The sequence below is a fragment of the Flavobacterium sp. FlaQc-52 genome, assembly GCF_044007495.1.
Taxonomy (GTDB): Bacteria; Bacteroidota; Bacteroidia; order Flavobacteriales; family Flavobacteriaceae; genus Flavobacterium; species Flavobacterium cupriresistens.
Genome location: NZ_JBIPCV010000003.1, coordinates 82,174 through 108,974 on the forward strand (window position 1 = coordinate 82,174; position 26,801 = coordinate 108,974).

The 26,801-nt window shown below is 33.1% G+C and carries 20 protein-coding genes and 1 tRNA gene; 15 read left to right on the top strand and 6 right to left on the bottom strand.

What is annotated here, in order from left to right:
• Positions 1 to 8 precede the first annotated feature (8 nt).
• On the top strand, positions 9 to 689 hold the full coding sequence (locus ACHRV5_RS07050; RefSeq protein WP_047774587.1) for a LysE family translocator: 681 nt from the start codon (positions 9 to 11) through the stop codon (positions 687 to 689).
• 143 nt (positions 690 to 832) lie between these two features.
• Here the strand turns inward: ACHRV5_RS07050 and ACHRV5_RS07055 are convergent, their stop codons facing one another.
• From ACHRV5_RS07055 to folB, 3 genes are all read right to left on the bottom strand, one after another.
• The gene (locus tag ACHRV5_RS07055; RefSeq protein ID WP_395426255.1) at positions 833 to 1,369 is read right to left on the bottom strand and encodes a hypothetical protein; all 537 of its coding nucleotides are present in this window, start codon (positions 1,367 to 1,369) and stop codon (positions 833 to 835) included.
• A gap of 300 nt (positions 1,370 to 1,669) precedes the next feature.
• Positions 1,670 to 1,740: transfer RNA gene (locus tag ACHRV5_RS07060), tRNA-Cys, on the bottom strand.
• Positions 1,741 to 1,833: 93 nt separating this feature from the next.
• A complete protein-coding gene (gene folB / locus ACHRV5_RS07065) occupies positions 1,834 to 2,193 on the bottom strand; it encodes a dihydroneopterin aldolase (protein WP_395426256.1) in 360 nt (119 codons plus the stop codon).
• 108 nt (positions 2,194 to 2,301) lie between these two features.
• Here folB and ACHRV5_RS07070 point away from each other — a divergent pair, with 108 nt between their 5' ends.
• From ACHRV5_RS07070 to ACHRV5_RS07090, 5 genes are all read left to right on the top strand, one after another.
• Entirely contained in the window at positions 2,302 to 4,419 is a 2,118-nt protein-coding gene (locus ACHRV5_RS07070) for a glutamine--tRNA ligase/YqeY domain fusion protein (RefSeq protein ID WP_395426257.1), read from the top strand.
• Positions 4,420 to 5,979: 1,560 nt separating this feature from the next.
• The gene (locus tag ACHRV5_RS07075) at positions 5,980 to 6,459 is read left to right on the top strand and encodes a hypothetical protein (RefSeq protein WP_395426258.1); all 480 of its coding nucleotides are present in this window, start codon (positions 5,980 to 5,982) and stop codon (positions 6,457 to 6,459) included.
• 90 nt (positions 6,460 to 6,549) lie between these two features.
• Positions 6,550 to 6,876, top strand: coding sequence for a YtxH domain-containing protein (locus tag ACHRV5_RS07080; RefSeq protein WP_047774575.1), 327 nt, complete (start codon positions 6,550 to 6,552; stop codon positions 6,874 to 6,876).
• 129 nt (positions 6,877 to 7,005) lie between these two features.
• Positions 7,006 to 7,356, top strand: coding sequence for a hypothetical protein (locus ACHRV5_RS07085; RefSeq protein ID WP_047774958.1), 351 nt, complete (start codon positions 7,006 to 7,008; stop codon positions 7,354 to 7,356).
• Between the two features lie 2 nt (positions 7,357 to 7,358).
• Positions 7,359 to 7,613 carry a DUF6327 family protein gene (locus tag ACHRV5_RS07090; RefSeq protein WP_047774574.1) on the top strand — a complete coding sequence of 85 codons (255 nt, stop codon included), beginning with the start codon at positions 7,359 to 7,361 and terminating at the stop codon, positions 7,611 to 7,613.
• A 21-nt stretch (positions 7,614 to 7,634) separates the two neighbouring features.
• Here ACHRV5_RS07090 and ACHRV5_RS07095 read toward each other — a convergent pair whose 3' ends face one another.
• Together ACHRV5_RS07095 and gltX are read right to left on the bottom strand one after the other, a co-directional pair.
• A complete protein-coding gene (locus tag ACHRV5_RS07095; RefSeq protein ID WP_047774572.1) occupies positions 7,635 to 8,615 on the bottom strand; it encodes an SPFH domain-containing protein in 981 nt (326 codons plus the stop codon).
• 134 nt (positions 8,616 to 8,749) lie between these two features.
• Positions 8,750 to 10,255, bottom strand: coding sequence for a glutamate--tRNA ligase (gene gltX, locus ACHRV5_RS07100; protein WP_395426260.1), 1,506 nt, complete (start codon positions 10,253 to 10,255; stop codon positions 8,750 to 8,752).
• A gap of 163 nt (positions 10,256 to 10,418) precedes the next feature.
• On the opposite strand from gltX, the gene ACHRV5_RS07105 reads away from it, so the two are divergent.
• The 7 genes from ACHRV5_RS07105 to ACHRV5_RS07135 all read left to right on the top strand — a co-directional run bounded on the left by ACHRV5_RS07105 (position 10,419) and on the right by ACHRV5_RS07135 (position 21,213).
• On the top strand, positions 10,419 to 13,808 hold the full coding sequence (locus tag ACHRV5_RS07105; RefSeq protein ID WP_395426261.1) for a hypothetical protein: 3,390 nt from the start codon (positions 10,419 to 10,421) through the stop codon (positions 13,806 to 13,808).
• Positions 13,805 to 14,224 (top strand): rRNA maturation RNase YbeY, encoded by a 420-nt coding sequence (gene ybeY / locus ACHRV5_RS07110; RefSeq protein WP_395426262.1) that lies wholly within the window; start codon positions 13,805 to 13,807, stop codon positions 14,222 to 14,224. Before ACHRV5_RS07105 ends, ybeY begins: the two co-directional genes overlap by 4 nt.
• A gap of 338 nt (positions 14,225 to 14,562) precedes the next feature.
• Complete coding sequence (gene mnmG, locus ACHRV5_RS07115; RefSeq protein ID WP_395426264.1) at positions 14,563 to 16,434, top strand: tRNA uridine-5-carboxymethylaminomethyl(34) synthesis enzyme MnmG; 1,872 nt, start codon at positions 14,563 to 14,565, stop codon at positions 16,432 to 16,434.
• Positions 16,435 to 16,601: 167 nt separating this feature from the next.
• On the top strand, positions 16,602 to 17,066 hold the full coding sequence (locus ACHRV5_RS07120) for a GNAT family N-acetyltransferase (RefSeq protein WP_395426479.1): 465 nt from the start codon (positions 16,602 to 16,604) through the stop codon (positions 17,064 to 17,066).
• Between the two features lie 91 nt (positions 17,067 to 17,157).
• Complete coding sequence (locus tag ACHRV5_RS07125; RefSeq protein WP_395426266.1) at positions 17,158 to 18,006, top strand: class I SAM-dependent methyltransferase; 849 nt, start codon at positions 17,158 to 17,160, stop codon at positions 18,004 to 18,006.
• A gap of 244 nt (positions 18,007 to 18,250) precedes the next feature.
• Positions 18,251 to 18,832, top strand: a complete 582-nt coding sequence (locus ACHRV5_RS07130) for an OmpH family outer membrane protein (protein WP_395426267.1) — start codon at positions 18,251 to 18,253, stop codon at positions 18,830 to 18,832.
• 101 nt (positions 18,833 to 18,933) lie between these two features.
• Positions 18,934 to 21,213, top strand: coding sequence for a helix-turn-helix domain-containing protein (locus tag ACHRV5_RS07135; RefSeq protein ID WP_395426269.1), 2,280 nt, complete (start codon positions 18,934 to 18,936; stop codon positions 21,211 to 21,213).
• Positions 21,214 to 23,548: 2,335 nt separating this feature from the next.
• Here ACHRV5_RS07135 and ACHRV5_RS07140 read toward each other — a convergent pair.
• Positions 23,549 to 24,523, bottom strand: coding sequence for an SPOR domain-containing protein (locus tag ACHRV5_RS07140; RefSeq protein ID WP_395426270.1), 975 nt, complete (start codon positions 24,521 to 24,523; stop codon positions 23,549 to 23,551).
• A 238-nt stretch (positions 24,524 to 24,761) separates the two neighbouring features.
• Here ACHRV5_RS07140 and dprA point away from each other — a divergent pair, with 238 nt between their 5' ends.
• Complete coding sequence (dprA, locus tag ACHRV5_RS07145; RefSeq protein ID WP_395426272.1) at positions 24,762 to 25,862, top strand: DNA-processing protein DprA; 1,101 nt, start codon at positions 24,762 to 24,764, stop codon at positions 25,860 to 25,862.
• 73 nt (positions 25,863 to 25,935) lie between these two features.
• A complete protein-coding gene (locus tag ACHRV5_RS07150; protein ID WP_395426273.1) occupies positions 25,936 to 26,790 on the top strand; it encodes a hypothetical protein in 855 nt (284 codons plus the stop codon).
• The last annotated feature ends 11 nt before the right edge of the window (positions 26,791 to 26,801 follow it).

Below are 26,801 nucleotides of genomic sequence, written 5' to 3' on the forward strand. Positions count from 1 at the left end.
GTATTTGAATGATAAATGATATTTTAGCTGGACTGCCGTGGGGACTTTTTCTGAGTTTTATGGTAGGTCCAGTATTTTTTATACTGCTGGAAACCAGTATTACAAAGGGATTTAGAGCTGCAATAGTTTTTGATTTCGGAGTAGTATTAGGTGATATTTTTTTTATAGCTATTGCTTATTTAGGGAGTTATCGACTCATCCAGAGTTTAAAAGATAAACCGGCTCTTTTTATTTTTGGTGGAATTATAATGCTGGCGTACGGTATTATCTCCTTTGTAAAACTAAAGAAAGAAGAAAAGATTAATGACGAAGAAATTGATCGCGATATTATAAAAAGAAATTATGCCAGTTTGTTTGTAAAAGGTTTTTTATTGAACGTTATCAACATTGGTGTCCTTGGTTTTTGGTTAGCGGTTATTATTTCTGTCGGACCAAAATTACAAATGCAGACTCCAAGGATGATGACTTTTTTTACTTCAGTTATCATTACTTATTTGGCAGTTGATTGTATTAAAATATTATTAGCCAAGCAATTAAAGTCTAAAATGACACCGACAAATATCTTAAAAATCAAAAAGGTAATTAGCATCGTTTTAATGGTTTTCGGATTAGTTTTAATCGTACAAGGCTGGTTTCCTAAAGAAAAAGAAATGGTAAAAAATGCCTTTGAAAAGATTGAAAATAAGTAGTTTAGCATTTAGATAAAAATAGAAAACCTCTCAATTTGAGAGGTTTTTTTATGTTTTATAAAAATTACACCTAACAGGTTTTTAAAACCTGTTAGGTGTAGTAAATAATATCTTTTAGATTCTAATCTAAATTTGTAGTTAGTTTATATTTTCCTGCTTTCGTAATAATTTTCCAGAACGATAAATCCATTTTGAATTATATCTCTCATTGCATTATCTTTTTCCTCAGCATCTTTATCATCGATATAATTAACAGCAAAAGACATATTTATAAAACGATCACTTAAAGGATAAGTAACATGTAAGCTTAGTTTTTTTTCTTTTTTAAGTTTAATTGTTCTGATAAAGACATTTGTTTCGTCAGATTTAACAATCGATTTATTGATTTCTCCCGGTACTGATTGTTTATTTTCAAATAATGCCTTAATAAGCTCATTAGTATCTCCTGAATACTTTTTATCAATTAAAATCGAAACAAAGGGGACACCTTTAGATATATAACTACCATCTTTTTGCAACACGTATGGTGTTATTTTATCTTTGTTTTGAAGGATATAAACTTTAGTTTTTCCTAATTTTAGAATAGTTGCAGGTTGGTTATTACTTAACAAAGTGTCTCGGGCTATGTTTTGAGCAGATGCAAAACTTGAAAATAGAATTATAAACAGTAGCTTTCTCATATTTATGTTTTTTAAATAAAAATAGGGAATAATACCTATTAAATGTAACTTGCTTTAACATAATTTATTAAATACAAAAAGGTAGTATAATTTTATGCCTAACAGATTTTTAAAACCTGTCAGGTGTAATGTATTGATTGTTTTTTCTCCTTCATCAAAAGAAAAAACGGAACCTTTAAGCTTTGCAACTTTACAACCTTTACAGTATTTTAGGAGATTGGAATTTGGAATTTTAAAAAATTGGGATTTAAGAAAATTTTCAGCATAAAAAAAACCTTCAAATTGCTTTGAAGGTTTTTGAGGCATCGTCCGGATTCGAACCGGAGTAGGAGCTTTTGCAGAGCCCAGCCTAGCCGCTCGGCCACGACGCCGTACTTGAACGGATGGCAAAAGTAACTAAAATCTTTAAATTTCAAAAGTTTAAAGAGAAGAATTTTAAAAAAATACGCCTTTTTTAAAAAGGATTACTTTCTCTTTTCCGTCATTTTTATGGTAACCGTCTCAACATCACCACCAATAGGAGGATTTATTTTAGATACCCAAACGGTAGTTTTTTCTATAGATTTTATCTCTTCCAGAACACGAAGTACGATTCTTTTAGCCACATGCTCTAATAAATGCGAACGAATAGCCATTTCTTCGGTTACAATTTTGTTCAAATGGACATAATCTACCGTGTCAGCTAAGTGATCTGTAGTTGCTGATTGCTGTAAATTAGCTTTAATTTTTAGATCGACAGTGTAATCAGATCCAATTTTTCCTTCTTCAATTAAACACCCATGGTACGAAAAAGTACGGATGTTTTTTAATTTTATAACTCCCATTTTATCTTTGTTTCAAGTTTTAAGTTTCAGGTTTACTGTGACTAAAATAACTTTAAACCTGAAACCTGAAACCTTTTTTTTTATCTTTGCTAAAATTACTATAAAATAATGGCATCAGAAGAGAAATCACTCAATTTTATTGAACAAATCATAGAAGAAGATCTGAAATCAGGTCTGTCAAATAACAAACTTCATTTTCGTTTTCCACCCGAACCAAACGGTTATTTACATATCGGACATGCAAGCTCTATTGCATTAAATTTTGGTTTAGGACTTGATTATCAGTCGCCTGTAAACTTACGTTTTGACGATACTAATCCGGAAAAAGAAGAGCAGGAATTTGTTGATGCAATTAAAAAAGATGTTAAATGGCTAGGGTATACCTGGTCAGAAGAACGTTATGCCTCAGATTATTTTCAACAATTGTATGATTGGGCAGTTTTATTAATTAAAAATAATAAAGCCTATGTTGACAGTCAGTCTTCTGAAGATATGGCCATTCAAAAAGGAACACCTTCAACTGAAGGAGTAGACGGTCCGTATAGAAATCGTTCTGTTGAAGAAAATTTAGATTTATTCGAAAGAATGAAAAACGGTGAATTTGAAGCCGGAACTCATATTCTTCGTGCAAAAATAGACATGAAATCGACAAACATGTTGATGCGTGATCCTATTATGTACCGAATTTTGCACAAAGAACACCATAGAACAGGAGATACCTGGAAAATCTATCCAATGTACGATTGGGCACACGGACAAAGTGATTATTTAGAACAAATTTCACACTCGTTTTGTACGCTTGAATTCTTGCCTCACCGTGAATTATACGATTGGTTTTTAGATCAGATTTTAGATGAAAATAAGTTACGTCCAAAGCAAAGAGAATTTGCAAGACGTAATCTTTCGCATACTGTTGTAAGTAAAAGAAAGTTACAGCAATTAGTTAAAGAACAACATGTTAATGGTTGGGATGATCCTAGAATGTCGACTATTTCGGGCTTAAGAAGAAGAGGATATACTGCTGCTTCTTTACGTCATTTTGCTAATACTATTGGTATTGCAAAGCGAGATAATTTGATTAGTGTATCGGTTTTAGAATTTTGTATTCGTGAAGATTTGAACAAAATTGCACCTCGTGTAATGGCTGTTTTAGATCCTGTAAAATTGGTTATTGCAAATTATCCGGAAGGAAAAGAAGAGTGGTTAGAAGCCGAAAACAATCAAGAAGATGAAAGTGCTGGTTTCAGAAAAGTACCTTTTTCACGCGAATTGTTTATAGAAAGAGAAGACTTTTTAGAAGAAGCTCCGGCTAAATATTTCCGTTTGACTTTAGGAAAAGAAGTACGTCTTAAAAATGCGTATATCATTAAAGGGGAGAGTGTTATAAAAGATGCTGAAGGTAATATTACCGAAATTCATGTAACTTATGATACGGATTCTTTAAGCGGAAGTGGGACAGAAGCAAGCCAAAGAAAAGTATCAGGTACCTTACATTGGGTTTCTATTGCTCATGCCGTTAAAGCAGAAGTTCGTTTGTACGATCGTTTGTTTACAGATGAAGCTCCGGATGGTTATAAAGACAAGAATTTCTTGGATTTTGTGAACCCAAATTCATTAGAAATTGTGACAGGTTTTGTAGAACCAAGTTTGGCTTCAGCACAAAATGAAGACAAATTTCAGTTCCAACGTTTAGGTTATTTTACGGTTGATAAAGATTCAACTGCTTCAAAATTAGTCTTTAACAAAACGGTTGGATTGAAAGATGCCTGGGAAGAAAAAGGTAAAAAAGAAGAAAACAGTATTAATAATTCTTTGAAAGATATCAACAAATATTTCAAAGTGGAAACAAAAGCAGAACGTATTGCAATTGAAAGTGCAATAGGGGAGAGCATAAAAAATGTTAGTAGTTTCTCTTTATTGCAAAATTCTTTAAAGAAAAATAGCAATAATAATAAGAGTTCGTTATTATTTGCTCAGTTTATTTTGAAATATTCAAGTTTGAAATCTTCTGATTTTGAAGAAGAAGAAATCAAAAAATTATATACAATGTCTTTAAGAAGTGAATCGACTTATGTAAGATCAAAAGCACTTTTAAATTTAAGAGATTTGGAAAATGAAGCTTTCAAAAATCAGTTTGAAGATGATATTTTGAAATTATATTCAAATCCGCCGAAAAATGCTTCTGAGAGAGAAATTGAAATTCTTGGAGAAATGGTAAAGAAATAATATCAAGATTATTTATTAAAAGCGCTTTTATAAGCGCTTTTTTTTATTATATAGTTTTTCTATTGAAAATTGTAATTTAATAATTTTTATAGATTAAAAATAGCTTTCATAAATTGATTTTAAGACGTCTTTTAGTTTTTGTCGACTCATTAATCATCTTTTGAAAAATAATTAAAGAAAGAGCTTTATTTTAATTTTAGCGTCTGTTTCACCTTGCTTTTAGGGTTATCAACATTAGATTGTTTATAAAGTTGAGAATTATAGTCCTTTTGTAGTTTTTTGCCACTCGAAGAATGGATTAAGTTTTAAAAAGAGACTTTCATACTTTAGTATAAATTTTATTGATAATTTTTTTTGTAATTGTATATTTTAATTATTATATATTTTATCTATTATAAAGTTAATATTTATAATTATTATATATTGAAAGTAACTTTCATAAATGTTTTTTAAGGCATCTTTTTATTTCTTGCGACTACTAAATCGTATTTCGAAAAATATTTGAAATAGAAGCCTTATTTTAAATTTACCTTTTTTTGCCTTCATTTTTGGGTTGTGAAGCACTGAATCCTCTATAAAATTAAGAATGCAATTTATTTTATAGATTTTGACTCCTAAAAAAAATAGAAGAGGACTAAATGGGTTTTTAGACTAATCATCAATTATGCTGATAGTTGTTTTATTATTTTGAGTATTCATTTATTATTGATTATGATTATTGATTTTTAAAATTTAATAGTTATTTATAATTAAAAACGGCTTTCATAAATGTATTTTAAGACGTTTTTTTATTTCCTCCGACTCCTAATTCCTCTTTTTTAAAATCATTAAAAAGAGAGCTTTATTTTAATTTTAGCCTTATTTTTGCTTGAATTTTTGGTTTATTAACACCAAATTGTTTATAAAGTTGAGAATACAATTGGTTTCCTACTTTTTGAGAGATTTGTCATTTTTAATGTGTGTGAATTTCTGTAAAAAGAGAAACGCTAAGTTTTAATCAATTTTAGTTATGATAAAATCAATTGAGTAAGTATTTTACAATTATTTATAAAAACTATTATTTTTTGATTTTTTATAGTTGTTTGTAATTAAAATTGACCTTCATAAAACTATCGTAAGCTGTTTTTTATTTTCTTTTATAGCAATAGGTGTATTTTAAATTATTGTTGATTTGGGTGCTTTATTTAAGTTTTTATCTTCGTTTTTCTTAGTTTAACGGGTTATTAACATAGAATTGTTTATAAAGTTGGTATTTTTACGATCATACCAGAAGTCAGTAATGATTTTTTAAAAATTCATGATTTCGTATTAAGATGTTAAAGAGAGTTTCGCTGGAATCAAAAAAGCAATTTTTGTTTTAGTGTGTACTCTAAATTGATTTCTTAAAATAATAATTTTATGATCTAATTCTTATTGTGTTCCAATTTTGATGCTGTTTTTTCTATAAAACATTTTTCAAATTGGTTTCATAATTTTCGAAATTTCATAACATTGATTATGCGATAGTTTTGAATTTTAAATTTCGTTCTGATTTTTAGTTTTAATTTTAAATCTAAATTTATGAAAACACTATATTTTACATTAGCCGTATTATTTGCCAATGTGGCAATTTCTCAAACACATCAAATTGCAAAACACAATGGAGAACAAATGGATGTTAATTTCATTAAAAGTGAAAATGATTTAATTTATTATTCTTTAAACGGAAGTGCTGAAGAAATGAAAATTAGCAAATATGCAGTTTCTCAAGTTACCAACAAACAGACCAATCAAACTCAAAAAGTTTCAGATAGGGTAGAAGTAGTTTCAAAATCTGATTACAATAAGGTTCAGGTTTTGTCTCAGGATAAAACGGTTGGTTTAAAAAAAGTGGCAAACTTTGAAGGAGTTTCTGTTAAGACAAAAGGAGAGGGACCATTGGGACAGCAAAAGCAAACTGCGATGTTGATTAAAACAAAATCAGCTTTAAAGGGTTATCCGTTTGTAAGTATTGTCGAGAAAGATAACGGGAAATACGAAGCAGTTGCTTATGTGTATTAATTAGTTTGTTAATTTTTTGTAAACATCTTTTAATCAATATTTTATAATTATAAAAAAGAGTATCTTTATTAATCACTTAAATCTAATAATATGTCTAATAAATCAAATACAATCGCCGCAATTTTGGCCGGTGCCGCAGTAGGAGCCGCAGTAGGAATTTTATTTGCTCCGGATAAAGGATCTAAAACACGAGCAAAACTTAAAGAAGGTTTAGATGATGCAACACATAATTTGAAGGATTCAATAGGAGCAAGTTCAGAAGTGTTACGTGAAAAATTTGCACATGCAAAAAAGAATCTTGACGGAACATACGATGATTTACTTTCGAATATGAGTTACAAAACAGAAGAAGTAATTTCATTTTTAGAATCTAAGCTTGCGGATTTGAAAGCGCAAAACGCCAAACTTCAAAAGTAAATTTCTAAGTCAGGCACAAAACGAATTTTTTAATAGGTTGCATTTCCAGTTTATTTGGTTACTTTTAATAAGGAAATGGCAATTTTTAAAGTGCGTTTTGTGCTTTATTATTTAACTAAAAATCAAATTATGGCTTTTGAAGAATTAAAAGAACATACCGAAAATATGCAAGATCAGGCTAAAGAGTATTTAGACAGTCACTTAGCATATTACAAACTTTGGGGTTTTAAAGTAGCCATGAAGTCTACCACACTAATTTTTAAGTTTACTTTAATTTTATTGTGTTTTGCTATGGTTTTGTTATTTGGTTCTGTTGCAGCAGCGTTTGCTTTTAGCAACATGTTTGGGAGTTATACCTTAGGATTTTTAACAGTAGGAGGGATGTATTTGGTGGCGACTATTTTACTTTTCTTTATCAAAGACAAGTTTGTTGAAGGACCAATTTTGGAGAAATTTTCAGAAATCTTTTTTAATGATTAATTATGGAAACAAAAAAATACGCTTCATACGCTGAAATTGAAAGAGAGTTAGAAATACTGAAACTTCAAAAAGACATTAATTATCAGAAATTAGTTTTAAGTTTTCAGAAAACTAAGGAGACGATAACACCACAGAATATTGTTAATGGCTTTTTGTCCTCGTACAAAGAGTACTTTTCAAATTCTTATGTGAGTATTTTACAGTCTATTTTGCCCTATATTATCGGGTGGTTTATCAATAAAAAAAGAGGCAATTAAGCCTCTTTTTTGTTTTTATGATTATTTTTCTTCCGGTGTTATATCATCTTCATAACCCGATTGTGGCTGAATTGGTTTCGGTTTTTCAATTTTCTTATTGTTTTTCTTCATCATTTCACCAACTTGGTTAGAAGCAGTAAACGAAGCAACCATATTATTTAGCATATCACTTCCGGCTTGCGGAGAGTTTGGAAGAAGTATTAAATTAGAATTGGCATCAGCTCCAATGGCTTGTAACGTATCATAATGTTGTGTCACTACAATTAGGGCAGAAGCTTCTTGAGAATTAATTCCAACATTGTTCAAAACTTCAACACTTTCTACTAAACCTCTTGCAATTTCACGACGTTGATCTGCAATACCTTGACCTTGCAAACGTTTACTTTCTGCTTCGGCTTTTGCTTTGGCAACAATTCTGATTCTTGAACTTTCTGCCTCAAACTCAGCAGCAGTTTTTTCTCTATCGGCCGCATTAATTCTGTTCATTGCATTTTTTACCTGGATATCCGGATCAATATCAGTCACCAAAGTATTGATAATATCGTACCCATAAGTAGTCATCGCTTCATTTAATTCTCTTTTTACTGCAATGGCAATATCATCTTTTCTTTCAAAAACATCATCCAGTTTTAGTTTAGGAACTTCAGCACGAACCACATCAAATACATAAGCAGTAATCTGATCGTGTGGATATTCCAGTTTATAAAAAGCATCGTATACTTTTTCCTGGATCACTTTAAACTGAACCGAAACTTTCATTTTGATAAAAACGTTGTCTTTAGTTTTGGTTTCAATGATAACATCTAACTGTTGAATTTTCAAATTAACACGTCCTGCTAATCGGTCAACTATCGGGATTTTCAATTGCAATCCTGAATTTCTAACGCTCAAGAATTTTCCAAATCTTTCTATAACTACTGAAGATTGTTGTTTCACAGTAAAAAAGGAAGACATTAGAATAAAGAACGCAAATACTAAAATGATAATAAATGGTGTGAACATAATGATTTTGATTTAGTTTTATGATCCGGTAAATTACGAAAATTCCTCGGATTTATTTTTTTTGCAACTATAAAAAAACGCTAAGAACATTTAAAGGATGTTTCTTAGCGTCTGAATTTTATTGAAAGTTGGTTTTATATCGAACTTATTGCTTTCTGAATTCTCGAAATAGTTTCTTCTTTTCCGATGATTTCTACAATGTCAAATAGGTGAGGGCCTTTAAGCGCTCCAACCAAACTCAGTCGGAAAGGTTGCATTACTTTACCCATTCCAATTTCGTTTTTTGTCAACCAATCTTTTACAATTGTTTCGATATTCGAAGAAGTAAAATCAGTAATATTTTCTAAAACAGAGATCAGTTCCTGCATTAAAGCCGGTGTTTCTTCCTTCCAGTTTTTGCTTGCTTTCTCGTCATAAGAAGTCGGTGCCTGGAAAAAGAAATCAGTAAGATCCCAAAATTCAGAAACAAAATGAGCACGTTCTTTAATAAGAGACACAATACGTGTTGTCAGTTCGAGCGAAGTCGAGAACCCTTTTTCTTCCAAAATAGGAGTAAAGTCTTTAGCTAAATCTGCATCATTTTGTTTGATCAAATGCTGGTGATTGAACCATTTGTTTTTCTCAGGATCAAATTTTGCTCCTGATTTGTGCACTCTGTTTAAGTCAAAAGCATCTACTAGTTCCTCCAATGAAAATAATTCTTTATCCGTTCCGTCATTCCAACCTAATAAAGCAAGGAAATTGATAACAGCTTCCGGGAAAAAACCTTTCTCTCTGTAACCCGATGAGATACCTTCTTCGGTTTTCCATTCTAACGGAAACACAGGGAATCCTAATTTATCACCATCTCTTTTAGATAATTTTCCATTGCCAACTGGTTTTAATATCAAAGGTAAATGAGCAAATTCAGGAGCATCCCATCCAAAAGCTCTGTATAATAAAACGTGAAGTGGCATAGATGGCAACCATTCCTCACCACGAATTACATGTGAAGTTTCCATCAAATGATCATCCACAATATTAGCTAAGTGGTAGGTTGGCATTCCGTCACTTTTAAACAAAACTTTATCGTCAAGAAGATTCGTTTCAAACTTTACATCTCCACGAATGATGTCTTTCAAATGTAAAGTTTCATCAACCGGAGTTTTAAAACGGATCACATAATGTTCTCCATTTGCGATTCTTTTAGCAACTTCATCAGTAGAAATTACAAGCGATGTATCTAACTTTTCACGATTGTGATGGTTGTAAATAAATGTTTTTCCATCTGCTTCATGTTCTTTTCTTAAAGTATCAAGTGCTTCCGGAGTATCAAAAGCATAATAAGCCCAACCCGAATTGATCAGTTGATCGGCATATTCTTGATAGATTGCTTTACGATCACTTTGTCTGTACGGACCAAATTTTTCATTTTTTCCAACGGTTTCTTCTGGAGCAATTCCCAACCATTCTAATGCTTCCATTATGTAAGCTTCAGCACCGGGAACAAAACGAGTCTGATCTGTATCTTCAATTCTTAGGTAAAAAACGCCGTTGTTTTTTTTGGCAAATAAATAATTAAATAGGGCAGTACGAACACCACCAATATGTAATGGCCCTGTTGGACTTGGTGCAAAACGCACCCGAACTTGCTTTGACATTTGTTTGAAATTTTGATGCAAAGATACGATATTAGTTAAAATCCAAATTTTTTAAAATTCCAAATTCCAAAAGACTACAGCAGTTGGAATTTGGAATTTATTTTTTGGAAATTGAATTGCTATAATTAGTACTTTTATAGGTTATAAGTAAAACAGATTCATTTTGAAAACAACGTCTGCCATATATCTAAAGCTAGAAGCCTTTATTAAAAAATATTATACCAATGAACTCATAAAAGGAATGCTTCTTTTTACCGGTTTTGGACTTTTGTATTTTTTGATTACTCTTTTTATTGAGTATTTCCTTTGGTTAAAACCATTGGGAAGAACCCTTTTGTTTTGGCTTTTTATAGGAGTGGAAGTTTTCCTTTTGTTTCGTTTTATTTTGTTTCCAATTTTTAAGTTATTCAAACTTCAAAAAGGAATAGATTACAATCAGGCTTCTGCTATTATTGGAAATCATTTTACAGAAGTAAGTGATAAACTGACTAACTTTTTACAATTGTCAGCCTCTGAGAATTCGGCAGAAAGTTCAGAATTAATGCTGGCTTCAATAGAGCAAAAAGCAAATTCATTGCAACCAATTCCATTTGGAAATGCAATCAATTTTAATTCGAATAAAAAGTACTTGCCATTGGCATTGATTCCAATTTTGCTTTTTGCAGTGTTTTATATTTCAGGGAACAGCACGATTATTTCTCAAAGTTTAAATAGGGTAGTCCATTTTAATGCTACTTTTTTACCTCCTGCACCTTTCAAATTTGTGGTGTTAAATCAGAATTTGCAAGCAGAACAAAACAAAGATTTTGTTGTAAAAATGGAATCTGTTGGAAAGATCGTTCCGGAGAATGTTATGATTCATATTGGTGATGAAAGTTATTTTATGGAATCTTCTGAACCAGGAAAGTTTGAATTTAAAATCGAGAAGCCGATAGAGAATGTTACTTTTTCGTTTGAAGGAAATTCGGTTTCATCTAATGAATATGAATTGAAAGTAATCACCGTTCCATCCATTGCCAATTTCGAAATGATTTTAAACTTCCCATCTTACTTAAAGAAAAAGTCAGAAACCATTCAGGGAACAGGAAATGCTATTGTACCGGAAGGAACTTTAGTGACGTGGAAAATGAAAACTCAGGCTACGGAAGAGATCGTTTGGAAGGATGAAAAATCAGTTTTTAAGTTCAATAAAGCCGAAAATGAGTTTAAATTGAGTAAAAACATAGGTCAAAATACAGAATATCAAATTCTTACCTCCAATAATAAGGTCAAAAACTACGAAAAACTCGATTATCAGCTTTCTGTTATCAAAGATCAGCATCCAACGATCACTGTTGCACCGGCACCGGACAGTTTGAAGTTAGACAAAAATTATGTTTTAGGAAGATTGGGTGACGACTATGGTTTATCTAAATTACAGATTGTTTATTACGAACGCAACAAACCACAGACTGCCAAACGTGGAACTATTCCGGTAAAACAAGCTGTTTTTGATCAATTCGTTTTTTCGTTTCCAAGCAATTTGGCAGTTGAAGAAGGAGTATCGTATGAGTACTATTTTGAGATTTTTGACAATGACGCGCCTCATAATTTTAAGAGCACAAAGTCTTCTGTGTTTTCAGATCGAGTGGCTACTACTGATGAAGTGCAAGACTTAGAATTACAACAGCAAAATCAAAACATTAATAGTTTAGAGAAATCTTTAAAGAATCAAACCAAACAGTTTTCTGAAATGGATAAGATTCAGAATACCGGAAAAGAGAAAGATAATTTAGAGTTTAAAGATCAGCAAAAGATAAATGAGTTTCTGAAACGTCAGAAGCAACAGGATGAATTGATGAAGCAGTTTGCAGAGAAGATGAACAAGAATCTGGATAAATTCAAAGAAGATAAAAAGGATAAAACTGCAGAAGATTTACAAAAGCGTTTAGAGAATGCAGATAAAGATTTAGAAAAAAATCAAAAGTTATTAGACGAATTGAAGAACTTAAACGATAAATTAAACAACGAAGAGTTGTTTGATAAGATGGAAAAGTTCAAACAAATCAGTAAAAACCAATCGAGAAACTTAGAGCAATTGGTAGAACTTACAAAGCGCTTTTATGTTTCAAAGAAAGCCGAACAAGTGGCAGATAAATTAGATAAGCTTGCTGAGAAAGAAGAACAGCTTTCTAATAAAGAAAAAGAAAACACTTCCGATAAACAAGAAGAAATTAATAAAGCATTCGAGAAAATTCAGGATGATTTAAAGGACTTAAAAGAAGAAAATAAATCATTAAAAACTCCTTTAGAAATTCCTTCAGATGCTTCAAAAGAAAAAGACGTAAAAGAAGATTTGAATAAAGCTTCCGAAGAATTGAATAAAAGGAATACTTCTTCGGCCAAACCAAAACAAAAGAGTGCTGCTAAGAAAATGAAAAGCTTGGCACAAGAGATGAAGTCCGGTATGGAAGGTGAGGAGAAAGAACAAATGGAAGAAGATGTAGCTATGCTGCGTCAGATTCTGGATAATCTTTTAGCTTATTCTTTATCTCAGGAAGATGTAATGAAACAATTTAGATCGATGAAATTGGGATCATCTATATATACGAAGAATATAAAAGTGCAGCAAAATCTAAAACAACAATTCAAACACGTTGACGATAGTCTGTTTGCTTTGTCTTTAAGAAACCCTAAAGTAGCCGAAGATGTAACGAAGGAAATTGGGAATGTACAATACAATATTGATAAAGCTATAGAGTCGTTAACCGATGTTCAGGTTCCAAAAGGAGTTTCGCACCAACAATATGCTGTTTCATCTGCCAATAAATTAGCTGATTTTTTAAGTGATTTATTAAACAACATGCAGATGTCAATGTCTAAACCCGGAAGCGGAAAACCAAAACCTGGTGATGGACAAGGAATGCAATTGCCGGATATCATTCAAAAGCAAAAAGGATTAGGGGATAAAATGAAAGAAGGAATGAAACCGGGCAGTCAACCGGGACAAAAACCGGGAGAAGGTAAAGACGGAAAATCAGGTCAGGGACAAAGCGGTCAAGGTAAAGATGGACAAGGTAAAGATGGTAAAAGTGGAAATGGAGGAAGCAAAGGAAACCAAAATGGTAAAGGAGAAAAGGACGGAAAAGAAGGTGAGGATGGAGAAGGAGATGCTGAAGCGATAATGGAAATTTATAAAGAACAAGTTAAACTTCGTGAAGCATTACAAAAGGAGTTAGCCAAACAAGGATTAGATTCTCAAGGAAGATCTGTTATTGAGCAAATGAAACAATCCGAAAAGCAACTTTTGAATAAAGGTTTTAAGAATGAAAATTTGCAAAGAATATTAAATATCCAACAAGAATTATTGAAATTAAACAATGCAGTGCAGCAACAAGGTCAAGATACCAAGCGCCAATCTGAAACAAATAAAGCTGAATTTACAAATAGAACTAATGCGTTGCCAAGCTCGTTATTGGATTATTTAAACAGTGTGGAGATTTTAAATAGACAATCACTACCTTTGCGCTCGAATTTTAATCAAAAAGTTCAAGAATATTTTAATACAAAATGATCAATTTTAATTACGAAACAGAATTTAATTTAGAGAACGAAGAAGCCTTTACTGATTGGTTGAGTGCTGTAATTGTTTCTGAAAACAAAAACGAGGGAGAGATAAATTACATTTTTTGTGACGATGAATATCTTCATAAAATAAATGTAGAGTATCTGGATCACGACACACTAACGGATATTATCAGTTTTGATTATACAGTTGGTAACGAATTAAACGGAGATATTTTTGTTTCTGTTGAAAGAGTAGAAGACAATGCTAAAGATTTTAATGTTTCTTTTGATGAAGAATTGAAGCGTGTTTTAGCCCACGGTATTTTACATTACTGTGGATACAAAGATAAAAGTGATGCTGATGCAGCGTTAATGCGCTCAAAAGAAGATGAAAAAATCGCCATGTTCCACGTGGAACTATAGCTTAAACATCTTTTTTAAAGTTTGAAATAAGGTGTTCCACGTGAAACATATTTTGTTTTTGTAGACAGATTGAGAAAACGTTCCACGTGAAACATAAAGAAATTTTGAGATTGAGTTCTTGAAACGTTCCACGTGGAACGCTCAGTTTTGAAATTTCGAAATCAAATCCGTTCCACGTGGAACAGTTTTAACCTCGTTTTAGCGCAGCTAAAACCCCAAGTTTTGGAATTTGGATTTTCATTTTTTTTTAATTTGACAACAGTTCCACGTGGAACAAAAGAGTATAAAGTTAATTCTGAGAGCCATCTTAAAGGGTTTCCGGAGAATAATAAAACAAAATGTTTTTAGAAGAATACGATGTTATTGTGGTGGGTGCTGGTCATGCCGGTTCCGAGGCCGCGGCAGCGGCAGCAAATTTGGGATCCAAAACGCTGCTGGTTACAATGAGTTTGCAGAACATTGCGCAGATGTCTTGCAACCCTGCAATGGGTGGAATTGCAAAAGGACAGATCGTTCGTGAGATTGATGCACTCGGAGGATATTCCGGAATTATTTCAGATCGGACGGCAATTCAATTTAAGATGTTGAACAAGTCAAAAGGTCCTGCAATGTGGTCGCCAAGAGTTCAAAGTGATCGAATGCGTTTTGCCGAAGAATGGAGAATGATGTTGGAGGGAACTCCGAATTTGGATTTCTACCAGGAGATGGTCAAAGGTTTGATTATTGAGAATGGCAAAATCAAAGGTGTGAAAACTTCGCTTGGAATTGAGATTCGTTCGAAATCGGTGGTCTTGACGAATGGTACTTTTTTGAATGGTCTGATTCATATTGGAGACAAACAGTTTGGTGGGGGTAGAGCAGGCGAAAGTGCTGCGTACGGAATCACCGAAGATTTAGTTCAGGTAGGATTTGAATCTGGAAGAATGAAAACAGGAACGCCACCGAGAGTCGATGGACGTTCTTTGGACTATTCTAAAATGAACGAAGAAAAGGGAGATGCGAAGCCGGATAAGTTTTCGTACTCCGATGTGACGTCACCTTTGATTCATCAGAGATCATGTCATATGACGTACACGTCCTTGGACGTGCATGATATTTTGAGATCTGGTTTTGATCGTTCACCAATGTTCAACGGTCGTATAAAAAGTATCGGCCCAAGATACTGTCCTTCGATAGAAGATAAGATTAATCGTTTTGCTGATAAAGAACGTCATCAGTTATTTGTTGAACCGGAAGGTTGGAATACTTGTGAGGTTTATGTGAATGGATTTTCGACTTCGCTTCCTGAGGATATTCAATTTAAAGCATTGCGTTCTGTTGCCGGTTTTGAGAACGTGAAGTTCTTCCGTCCTGGTTACGCGATCGAATATGATTATTTCCCGCCAACACAATTGAAGCATACTTTGGAAACAAAGCTGGTGGAAGGATTGTATTTCGCAGGACAAATAAACGGAACGACCGGATATGAAGAAGCTGCATCACAAGGTTTGATGGCCGGTATAAATGCGCATTTAAAAGTGCACGAAAAAGCGCCATTGATTTTGAAACGTGATGAAGCGTATATCGGAGTTTTGATCGATGACTTGATTACGAAAGGTACAGAAGAACCATATCGCATGTTTACTTCAAGAGCAGAGTATAGAACTTTGTTGCGTCAGGATAATGCCGATTTTAGATTGACACCAATGTCACATGAAATTGGTTTGGCTTCTGAAAAGCGTTTGCGTAGAATGGAACACAAATTAAATGAGTCTGAAAAGATGGTTGCCTTTTTCAAAGAAACAAGTGTTTCGGTTGGAGAGGCAAATCCTATTTTAGAAGCGAAGGATACAGCATTGATTACACAAGGTGATAAAATGTTTAAAGTGTTCTCACGTCCACAAATTGATTTGGAGGATATCATGAAATTTGAGAAAGTGAAAGAATACATCGCAGCAAACGATCTTGATCAGGAAATTTTAGAGCAAGCCGAAATTCAAGTGAAGTATTCCGGATACATCGAGAAGGAAAGAAATAACGCAGACAAATTGACAAGACTTGAAGAAGTAAAAATTCCGGAGAATTTTGACTATAACAAAATCAAATCAATGTCAATAGAAGCAAAACAAAAATTAAGCAAAATTCGTCCCGTAACCATTTCGCAAGCATCAAGAATCAGCGGCGTATCACCAAGTGATATTTCGGTGTTATTGATTTATATGGGAAGATAAAGGTATTTTAGATTGTGGATTTTAGATTTTAGATTGTTGAGCGTAAAGGTTAGATTCTGAATTTTTAGATTTCACGCAATCTAAAATCTAAAATCCGCAATCTAAAATTTAAATTGTTCCACGTGAAACTATTTTGTGATAGATTTTATTTAAGTTATTGTTTAGTGATGAAGATAATTGAGAAAGAAGTTTTATCATTGCAAGATAAAGAAACGTTGTTGCAACTTTGGAATAACGAATATCCGGTGAAATTAAATTATCAGGCAATGCATGACTTTGATTTGTATCTGGATGCTTTGACGGAAAAGAAGCATTATTTGTTGCTTAATGAGAATAGCAGGATCAAAGGCTGGGCTTTTACTTTTTTACGAGAGGAAGAGGATTGGTTTGCTATAATTTTGGATAGCGATATTCAAGGGAGTGGTAACGGCAGGCTTTTGATAAACGAATTAAAAAAGAATAAAAAAAGTTTGAATGGTTGGGTGATCGATCATGAGAATGACTTGAAACAAAATAAAGAGCCATACAAATCTCCATTGCCATTTTATATTAAAAATGGATTTGTAGTGATTGAAGACAAGAGATATGAAGGCGAGAAAATGTCTGCCGTCAAAATAAATTGGAAGTATTAAAAAAGTATATAAAATAGAATAAGCCCTAAAAGTGAATTTTTCATTTTTAGGGTTTGCTATAAAGTTAAATCAAAACCCCAATATTTATAAAATGAACGTTTTAAATAAAAAACACTTTCTTACGGTAAAAGATCATTCCGTTTCTAAAGAAATTTTCGAATTGTATTATGATGAAAACCTGGACATGTTAATTACGTCTCCACAGCCGGATTTAGAAAATTTAGGAAGGTATTACGAAAGTGAAGATTATATTTCGCACACAGACAACAAACGTTCGTTATTTGAAAAAGCCTATCACTTTGTGAAAAATATTGCCTTAAAAAATAAGCTGAATTTGATTAACGCAGAGCAGGCTCAGAAAGGCAGAATTTTGGACATTGGTGCCGGAACTGGCGATTTTTTATTAACAGCAAAAAATGATGGTTGGGAAACGATTGGAGTAGAACCAAGCGCAAGAGCAAAAGAAATTGCAGTTAAAAAAGGAATTTCATTTGTGGACGAAATCAACGCTCTGGAAAATAATTCGTTTGATGTAATTACAATGTGGCACGTTTTAGAACATGTTCCAAATTTGGAATTGCAAATTGCGGAATTGAAACGTTTATTAAAACCAACTGGAACTTTAATTGTTGCGGTTCCAAATTTTAAATCATACGACGCAAAACATTACGATACATTTTGGGCAGCTTATGATGTGCCGATTCATTTTTGGCATTTCTCTAAAAAAGCCATTCAATCGCTTTTTGAAAAAGTGGATATGAAATTGGAAAAAGTGCTTCCGATGAAATTTGATTCTTTTTATGTGAGTTTATTATCCGAAAAATACAAAACAGGAAAAATGAACTACATCAGTGCTTTTTTGATCGGTTTGAAGTCAAATCTAAAAGCCAGACGTACGATGGAATATTCTTCGCACATTTACGTGCTAAAAAACAGCTAAAACTTATTTTTAGCGCGTTTTAGCGACGTTTTTAGGCAAGAAGGACTCTGAATATGTCTTTTTTTAGAAATTCGCTTAAAAACGAGCTATGAAATCCATTATTAATAACAGTAAATTATACATAACTTAAGTCCGATAACAAAAATTGATACAAGAAAAAAAGAGCATTTTTTAAACTTTATGTTGATGCTATTTATTTTTTTATATTTTTGTCTTCAACATTAAAAAAATAGAAATTAAAGAAATGAAAAAAGCATTAGTAATTATCGCGGTTTCAATTTTAGTTGTTTCATGTGGTAAAACAGCAGAAGTTAAAGAAGTAAAAACAGCTTACGTTGATACTTCGGTTTTAATGAAAGAGTACACTGAAGCAAAAGATCTTGAAGCAAAATACAAATCTCAAGCAGAAGAAAAAGGAAGACAACTGCAAGCTGAAATTACTCGTTTTAAACAAGACGCTGCTAATTTTCAAAGTCAAGCGCAAGCAAACGGTCAGGCATGGGCACAACAAAGAGGTGCTGAATTGCAAAAAAGAGAGCAACAATTGGGTTATGCTCAACAAGCTTTGTCGCAACAATTGCAACAAGAAAGCGGAGTTGAAATGGATTCTCTTGTAAGTGGAGTGAAAAAATACATCAAAGAATACGGTAAGAAAAACGGTTATTCTTATATCTACGGTACAGGTGATGCTGCAACAGTATTATATGCTGAAGATAAATACGATATTACAAAAGTAATCGTTAAAGAATTGAACGATAAGTACAAATCTGCACCGAAAACAGAAGAAAAAGCTCCTGCTAAAGAGGGTATGGAAGCTAAAAAATAAAACACAAAACAAACTAATTTCTAAAAACCTAAATCTACACGGATTTAGGTTTTTTCTTTTATAAAAAATACGATACTTTTAGTTTTTCAATACAAGCCATAATGCAAAACGTTTCAGAAGCAGCAGCTTACACCTTACAATTTATCAATCAAACGCAAAAGTCGATCTTTCTGACGGGTAAAGCCGGAACAGGAAAAACGACACTTTTGAGGGAAATTATTGCCACAACGCACAAGAATACTGTGGTGGTTGCCCCGACCGGAATTGCGGCTTTAAATGCGGGCGGCGTGACGATTCATTCGATGTTTCAGCTGCCATTTTCCGCTTTTATACCCTCTTTTGAGGCGAATTCGCAGTTTACCGAAACGGTGAAATTTGAGAATAAAGATACGTTGCGCAGGCACTTTAAAATGAACAGTCTGAAGCGTAATGTAATCCGCAATATGGAGTTACTGATTATTGATGAAGTAAGTATGTTACGGGCCGATTTGCTTGATGCTATTGACTTTATGATGCAGACTGTTCGCAGAAATTCGTATGCTTTTGGTGGCGTTCAGGTGCTTTTTATAGGTGATTTATTGCAGTTACCGCCCGTAATTAGGGATGAAGAATGGCGAACGTTACGCAATTATTACAAAGGAAAATTCTTTTTTCATTCTCACGTAATGCAGCAAAATCCGCCTTTGTACATTGAGTTATCTAAAATTTACCGTCAAACAGACGATGCCTTTATTTCGGTTTTGAATAACCTGCGTAACAATCAGATTTCAGCAGATGATGTGCAGTTTTTGAACCAATATGTACAGCCTGATTTTGATTTAAAGAGTAATCCGGGTTATATTACTTTAACGACTCATAATGCCAAAGCAGATTCTATTAACGAGCAGGCGATAAACGATTTAGCGGGAAAAGAGTATTCTTTTCAACCCTTTATCGTGAGTGATTTTCCGGAGAAAATTTTTCCGGTAGAAGAAAATCTAAAGTTGAAAGTGGGAGCACAGGTCATGTTTGTAAAAAACGATTTGAGCTTTGAAAAACGCTATTTTAACGGAAAAATGGGGATTATTAAGTCCCTTTCACCGGAAGAAATCTTTGTGCATTTCCCCGAAGAGAATAAAACAATTGAAGTAGAAAAGTACGAATGGAAAAACATTCGTTACAAAGTAAATGAGCTCACCAAGGAGATTGAAGAGGAAGTTTTGGGCACATTTGCGCATTATCCGATCAAATTGGCGTGGGCCATTACAGTACATAAGAGCCAGGGATTAACTTTTGACAAAGCTGCGCTTGATGTATCGCAAGTTTTCCTTCCCGGACAGGCGTATGTAGCATTATCGCGTTTAAGGTCCTTAAATGGGCTTATTTTGCTTTCTCCGATGCGTATGAATGGGATTTCTAACGATCAGGATGTGATGGATTATGCTTTGAATAAAGCTACGGAGGACGTTTTAGAGAAATCGTTGCATTTTGAAACAAAAAACTTTATTCATAACTATTTGATTAACAGTTTTAATTGGTCGGATTTGGCACAAGAATGGCGCAATCACCGTTTTAGTTACAACGAAAATGCTGCTGCGTCAGAAAAAGCCAAACATGCTATTTGGGCACAAAAGCGCTTAGAAACCATAGAGCAGCTGATAGATCCTTCGCAAAAGTTTATCCAACAACTCAACAAAATTTTCAATAAAGAAACAGTCGATTTGTATTTTGTTGAAGAAAGAATGGTGGCAGCATATGATTACTTTTTCGGTCCAATGGACAAATTAGTGACGGATCTTCTACAAAAAATGGCTGAAATTCAGAAGTTTAAAAAAGTGAAAGAATTTTATGAAGAGCTGACTTTGCTGGATGATTTGCAAACAAAAGCGGTTTTGCGCTTAATGAAAGCTAAGTTATTGATCGAAATTGTGGTTGCGGGAGAAACGATTTGCAAAGAAAAATTGACTTCATCAGCTATTAAAAATTTCAAAATAAATAAGCTGGAAAAGATTCGTGAAGAGTTTAAAATGAGCAACACGGATATCTTCAATGTGGAAGAACCGGTTGTACGTTACACTTCAAAAAAGCGCGACAATAATGAGCCAAAAACGATCAAAAAAACCACGGTAGAAGAAACCTACGACCTATGGATAGAAAAGAATTCGATTCAGGATATTGCCCGAATTCGAAAGCTGACGGTGCAGACAATTGAGATGCATTTTGTCAAACTAATTCAGTCTAAAAAAGTGGATATTTCAGATGTATTGCCGTACGATAAAATACTGGCTTTGCGAGAGGCTTTTCAATTTTATCAAGAAGAATCACTTAACCCATTGAAAGAAAAATATGGTGACGAATTTACCTGGGATGAACTTAAAATGTTTAAGGCAAGCATAAACTAAAATTACAAGTTTTTAAATTCCAAATTCCAAGTTCCAAGTTTCAAGTTTCAAGTTTCAAGTTCCAAGTTTCAAGTTCCAAATGCGGGATAAATTGGCACTATAAGTTGTTTAATGGTTAATTTTAGACGGGTGTCACCCTGAGCGAAGTCGAAGGCTGGGGATGAAATATTTTATTGAAATATTCGAAAATAAAAGTAATATGTTTAATAAAAATTTATTTTGATAACGGTTAATTGTTGTTGTTTTGTTAATGCGATTTTATAGCAAAAGAGAACCTAGCTGTGCTTGTACTTAAAAAGAACGTTTTGTATTGCTTTCATTTTGTTTTTTTGAATTATTTTGAAAAATTAAAACGCCTTAGATTCGAAAATAGTTTCACGTGGAACATTTTGGATTTACTAAAATAGTATACTAATTGCCTGTTTTATTCTATTAATATATTGATTATTAGTGTATTAATTTATAACAATAATTTTTTGACGAATACTCGTTTGGTTTCTAAATGCCAAAACGACGGAAAAATAGTGGTAAAACACGATTCTTGAATCGATAATTTTTGCAATTTTTAAGATAAGTGAATCACTCGCGCAAACCCTGTGCAGGAATATTTTAGGTAGAAGTTGCATGACCAGTTTGGATAAACTCCTGAGCTTTTTATCAAAACGATTTAGTTGTGGAGTAGAGGCAGGGAGTTTGTTGTGAAACTTATTGAATTTTGCACAATTTCAAAGAGTGAGTTATGCTTTGCTTAAATTCGAAAAAAAAATCGGCGCTTTCGGCGTTTTTTAGTATTAATAACAACAAATAGTGATTGGATAAAAGTAAAATGGTTGGTTAGTTTGAAAACAGTCGCAAAACCATGCTTTTTAAGCCGTATTTTTTGTTTTTACAATAAAAAGCCATTCTTCCGCCTGAAACAAAAAACAAGCCTTTAAATCTCTTTATTTGTTCTTTGTAAAAGTAACTTTAAGATCAAAAGCCATTTTTGTAATGTAGTTTTCACGTGGAACGGCTAAGCTTTGCAAAAAGAATGCACATTAGTTTTGCACCTTCAAATTTCACTGATGTACGTTATGTCATCCTGAGCGAAGTCGAAGGCTGGTCTGGAGGATAAGTGTCTATCAAATTCTAAACTTCAGGAAGCACAGAAAAACTGAAAAAAGGCGAAAATTTTCTAACGTAGCCTTCGACTTCGCTCAGGGTGACTGTTGGGTTAAATTAGAGACTTTAGGAAGTAGAAAAACAAAAAAAATTCATGTGAAACAAGAAAACAATCGTTTGATCTCTTTATTTCGTTTTTGATAAAAGTGGCTCCAAAATCTAAAGCAATTTTTGTAATGTAGTTTTCACGTGGAACGGATAAGCTTTACAGAATGATGTACGTTAGGTTTACACCTTCAAATCTCACTTATGTACGTTATGTCACCTTGAGCGAAGTCGAAGGCTGATCTAGGGACAAGTATCTAGTAAATTCTGAACTTTAGGAAGCACATAAAAACTGAAAAAAGGCGAAAATTTCCTAACACAGCCTTCGACTTCGCTCAAGATGACAGTTGGGTTAAATTAGTGGATTTAGGCCGTAGAAAAACAAAAAATTTCGCGTGAAACAAAAAAACAATCCTTTGATCTCTTTATTTCGTTTTTGATAAAAGTATCTCCAAGATCTAAAGCCATTTTTGTAATGTAGTTTTCACGTGGAACGGCTAAGCTTTACAAATTACTGTACGTTAGTTTTACACCTTCAAATCTCGCTGATATACGTTATGTCACCCTGAGCGAAGTCGAAGGCTGGTCTAGGGATAAGTAACTAGTAAATTCTGAACTTTAGGAAGCACAGAGAAAGTGAAAAAGGTGTAAATTTTCTAACGCAGCCTTCGACTTCGCTCAGGGTGACAGCTGGATTAAATCATAGATTTTAGGCAGTAATAAGATAGGGAATTATGTAACTTATTTTAGGGATGTAATTTTTTTAGAAGTCAATTTTTTCAAAAAAAAAATCGGCGCCTTCGGCGTTATTTGTGAATTAAATCGGGGAGTTTTTTGTCGAAATTAAAACGACTGCGGGACAAAATTAGCAGGATGTAAAGACTTTTGCCTTTGATAATTCGTTTTTTTAAACAGCGTCTTGGCAATATTTAAAAGTAATTGATAAAAAAATATCATTTTCATTTCAACAAACTTTCATAAATAATTAAACTTCTGAAGTCAAAAGTTATTTTCACGTGGAACAGATATACGAGAAGTAGATTTTGTAAAACTGACACGAGTATAAATAAAAAATCCTTTTTTCGGTTTAAGAAAAAAGGATTTAGTTAAGTAAGTGGCAATTGAAAATTTATAACGTTTCGACTAAAATCCAGGCATCCGGATTTTCTCCTTTTTGAATTTCTTTCTGTGCTTTTTGTGCTTCATTCATTGTGGCATAACTTCCGTATAAAACAGGAAACAGACCATGTTTGTTTTCGCCAAGCATTCTGGCTTTGTAGCCGTCTTTTACCAATTGGTTATAGGCTTTTCTGGCATTTTGTTCGCTTCTGAAAGCACCTGCCATAATGTGGTAAGGCATTGTTTTTATTTCTACTTCTTCAGTTGCAGTTTTAGCAGAATCTACAGAAAGTGTGACAGCCGGTAATGGACTTTGTATAAAAAAGGTCGCTTCCTGGATTTTGTTTTGTACTTTTTTCTGTACAGCACTTTCTACAATAAGAGTCTGACTTGCAATTTGATTCTGGTACAAAGGATATCCGATACTTCCGGTAATTCCTAAACCTAGAACAAAAATAGCAGCATATCTCAAGTATGGTTTTGAAGTTCTAACGTGCTCTTCATTATCGTATAAAGCAACTGTTTCTCTTTCTTCCATTTTTTCCAGTTTTTTCTCGAACAGTTCTCTTTTTACTACAGGAGAAACAAACGGACTTAACCCAAAAGAAGTAGATAAGAAGTTGGTCTGATCATTAGGTGTAAAAACCATGTTTTGGTCAGCGTTTAGACGAATATCACCAATGTTTTTAAAATTCAGAACACCATGTTCGTCTAATATTTTTTTCCAATTTAGAACTTCATGTGTAATAGCACTTACGGCAAAACCATAAGAAGTATTTTCAGTCTGAGCGATATGATTGGCTAATAATCCGTCATTGTTTTTTAAAAGACTATTGAATGCGATCGTTTTCTTAGGTGGAGAAAACGAATTGGTGCTTTCATTAAGTCTTGCCGGGTGATTTTCGGTTAGAAATGCTCCAAACCCTGGAACCGTTACACACTGATAACGATACAATAACTGCGATATGTAAGTTTCGATTTTCATAGTAACAAAGTTAGGTAATGAATATAGTTATCAAAATTTTATTCACAATTGTTATTAACAATTCGCTTTATTTTATATACAATTAATTTTCAAATGGTTAAGTGTTTTTGCTTCATGTCGAGTAGGATGCGAAAACGATTTATCTTATTTTTTATTAAGAAATTACTTTAATTTATGGATATTTGCTACCTCAAATCGAATTTTTAATAGACTCTATTTTACATAATATTTTAGCAAGATGTCAGATCAGGAATTATTTTATTTATTAGCCTTACTTAAAGTGGATGGAGTTGGAGATATTTTGGCAAAAAGATTGTTGCTGCATTGTGGTAGTGCGGAGGCTTTTTTTAAAACGAAAACCAATCAGCTAGCTGCTATTGACGGAATCGGCTCTGTTTTATTGAAAAATGTAAAAGACAAAACCGTTTTTGAAAAAGCAAATGCCGAATTAGAATTTATAAAAGCAAATGCAATAAAGGTTTCTTTTTTTCAGGAAGAACAGTATCCGGAGCGTCTGAAACATTGTTTTGATGCGCCGGTTTTGATTTTTTCTGCGGGGAATATTGAGTTAAAAAACAGAAAGATAATTAGTATAGTCGGAACGCGTCAGATTACCTCCTATGGTCTGGAATTTTGTAGGACACTACTGGAAGATTTAGCGCCATTGGATCCTGTAATTGTTAGCGGTTTTGCCTATGGAGTTGATATTGTTGCACATCAATTTGCAATGGATAATAACTTACAGACTATTGGTGTCTTAGCCCACGGATTAAATCAGGTTTACCCTAAAGCACACAAAAAGTATATCGCTCGAATGGAAGAAAAAGGGGGTTTTATTACCGAGTTTTGGAGTTCGTCTAATCCGGACAGGGAAAATTTTGTTCGTCGAAATCGCATTGTTGCCGGAATCTCGGAGGCCACAATTGTAATTGAATCTGCAGATCGGGGAGGGTCTCTCATTACAGCCGATCTTGCAAATGAGTACAACCGTGATGTTTTTGCTGTTCCGGGCCGCGTTACAGATGTGTACAGTAATGGTTGTAATGATCTGATTAAAACCCAGAAGGCCAACGTGCTTACCAGTGCCGCAGATTTGATCTACATGCTGAACTGGGATATTGAAAATAAAGTAAAAACAATTCAAAAACAGCTGTTTGTAGCTTTAGATGCAGAGGAACAAAACATTTACGATTTTCTAATAAAAAACGGAAAAGAAGTACTGGATATCATTGCGCTTCGTTGTGATTTTCCTGTTTATAAAATTTCCGGAATCCTTTTAAAAATGGAGCTTAAGGGAGTAATAAGATCTTTACCGGGTAAATTGTTTGAGGCTATTTGATCTTTATTTTTAATTAGATTAGGTTTGAAATATTAAAATTTTATTTTTGCCCCTCACTTTTAACCCTTTTTTAATGAATATTATTGAATTATTCGAAAATGCCGGAATTTATAGAACAAATTTAAGAGAATTTAACCCTGAGGATATTGCAAAAATTGAGAAACAATTTGAAATTGAACGTGCACAGCATTCTAATTTAGATTCAAGTGTAGCTTCAAATTTGATTTTAGCAATGAATGAATTTCCAAATGAGCTTTTGTCTATTTCAAATAATCGAATACTTTATAATTTATTTTCTAAGAAAAATTATTCACGTAATAGATTTAGTTCTGATAATGCTGTCTCAGTTAGTTTAGAGGCCGTAAAAGTATTCATTATTAGATTTTTATCAGAAGCATTGACGTTGTTTATTGAGGAAAGAATGGCTCAGAACGATTTTGAAGCTATTGAAGACATTTTAATGGTCAAAGAATACTTGCCGGAAGAATCATTAGACCTTTTGCGTGAGAGAGTTACAGGTAAATTAGATTTTGTTTTAGACAAGTTAGATCAAAATTTTTCGATGGGGGATCACAATATTAAGTCTATTTATTTTATAAAATTCAGACCTTTTTATGCTTTGCTTGCAAATTTTAAATCAGTTGATACAGATATGAAAATTAGATTGCTGCAAAAGAAAATAACCAGCCCCATTTTAAATCAAGAAATAAAATCGATTTTTACGGAAGCTACAATAATTGCGATGAGTAATTATAATGCCCTTAATCCGGAATTGGATAGTTTTTTAAAAGCAAACAGAGAAAAACTTACGGAATCATATGAAACAACATCATCCTCAAGTGATTCAGGTATGTCGCCATGGGCAATAGTAGGAATAATTGTTCTTGTTTTAAGAGTGATTTTCTTTATAGCAAGATTAGCTAAGTAGTTATTTTTTTG

Coding starts and splice junctions, on each gene's coding strand:
- folB (WP_395426256.1), bottom strand. CDS start 2,193: ATGGGAGTTATAAAATTAAAAAACATCCGTACTTTTTCGTACCATGGG.
- gltX (WP_395426260.1), bottom strand. CDS start 10,255: ATGTCAAAGCAAGTTCGGGTGCGTTTTGCACCAAGTCCAACAGGGCCA.
- mnmG (WP_395426264.1), top strand. CDS start 14,563: ATGTTTTTAGAAGAATACGATGTTATTGTGGTGGGTGCTGGTCATGCC.
- ACHRV5_RS07055 (WP_395426255.1), bottom strand. CDS start 1,369: ATGAGAAAGCTACTGTTTATAATTCTATTTTCAAGTTTTGCATCTGCT.
- ACHRV5_RS07080 (WP_047774575.1), top strand. CDS start 6,550: ATGTCTAATAAATCAAATACAATCGCCGCAATTTTGGCCGGTGCCGCA.
- ACHRV5_RS07120 (WP_395426479.1), top strand. CDS start 16,602: ATGAAGATAATTGAGAAAGAAGTTTTATCATTGCAAGATAAAGAAACG.
- ACHRV5_RS07125 (WP_395426266.1), top strand. CDS start 17,158: ATGAACGTTTTAAATAAAAAACACTTTCTTACGGTAAAAGATCATTCC.
- dprA (WP_395426272.1), top strand. CDS start 24,762: ATGTCAGATCAGGAATTATTTTATTTATTAGCCTTACTTAAAGTGGAT.
- ACHRV5_RS07150 (WP_395426273.1), top strand. CDS start 25,936: ATGAATATTATTGAATTATTCGAAAATGCCGGAATTTATAGAACAAAT.
- ACHRV5_RS07075 (WP_395426258.1), top strand. CDS start 5,980: ATGAAAACACTATATTTTACATTAGCCGTATTATTTGCCAATGTGGCA.
- ACHRV5_RS07070 (WP_395426257.1), top strand. CDS start 2,302: ATGGCATCAGAAGAGAAATCACTCAATTTTATTGAACAAATCATAGAA.
- ACHRV5_RS07050 (WP_047774587.1), top strand. CDS start 9: ATGATAAATGATATTTTAGCTGGACTGCCGTGGGGACTTTTTCTGAGT.
- ACHRV5_RS07090 (WP_047774574.1), top strand. CDS start 7,359: ATGGAAACAAAAAAATACGCTTCATACGCTGAAATTGAAAGAGAGTTA.
- ACHRV5_RS07085 (WP_047774958.1), top strand. CDS start 7,006: ATGGCTTTTGAAGAATTAAAAGAACATACCGAAAATATGCAAGATCAG.
- ACHRV5_RS07130 (WP_395426267.1), top strand. CDS start 18,251: ATGAAAAAAGCATTAGTAATTATCGCGGTTTCAATTTTAGTTGTTTCA.
- ACHRV5_RS07140 (WP_395426270.1), bottom strand. CDS start 24,523: ATGAAAATCGAAACTTACATATCGCAGTTATTGTATCGTTATCAGTGT.
- ACHRV5_RS07095 (WP_047774572.1), bottom strand. CDS start 8,615: ATGTTCACACCATTTATTATCATTTTAGTATTTGCGTTCTTTATTCTA.
- ACHRV5_RS07135 (WP_395426269.1), top strand. CDS start 18,934: ATGCAAAACGTTTCAGAAGCAGCAGCTTACACCTTACAATTTATCAAT.
- ybeY (WP_395426262.1), top strand. CDS start 13,805: ATGATCAATTTTAATTACGAAACAGAATTTAATTTAGAGAACGAAGAA.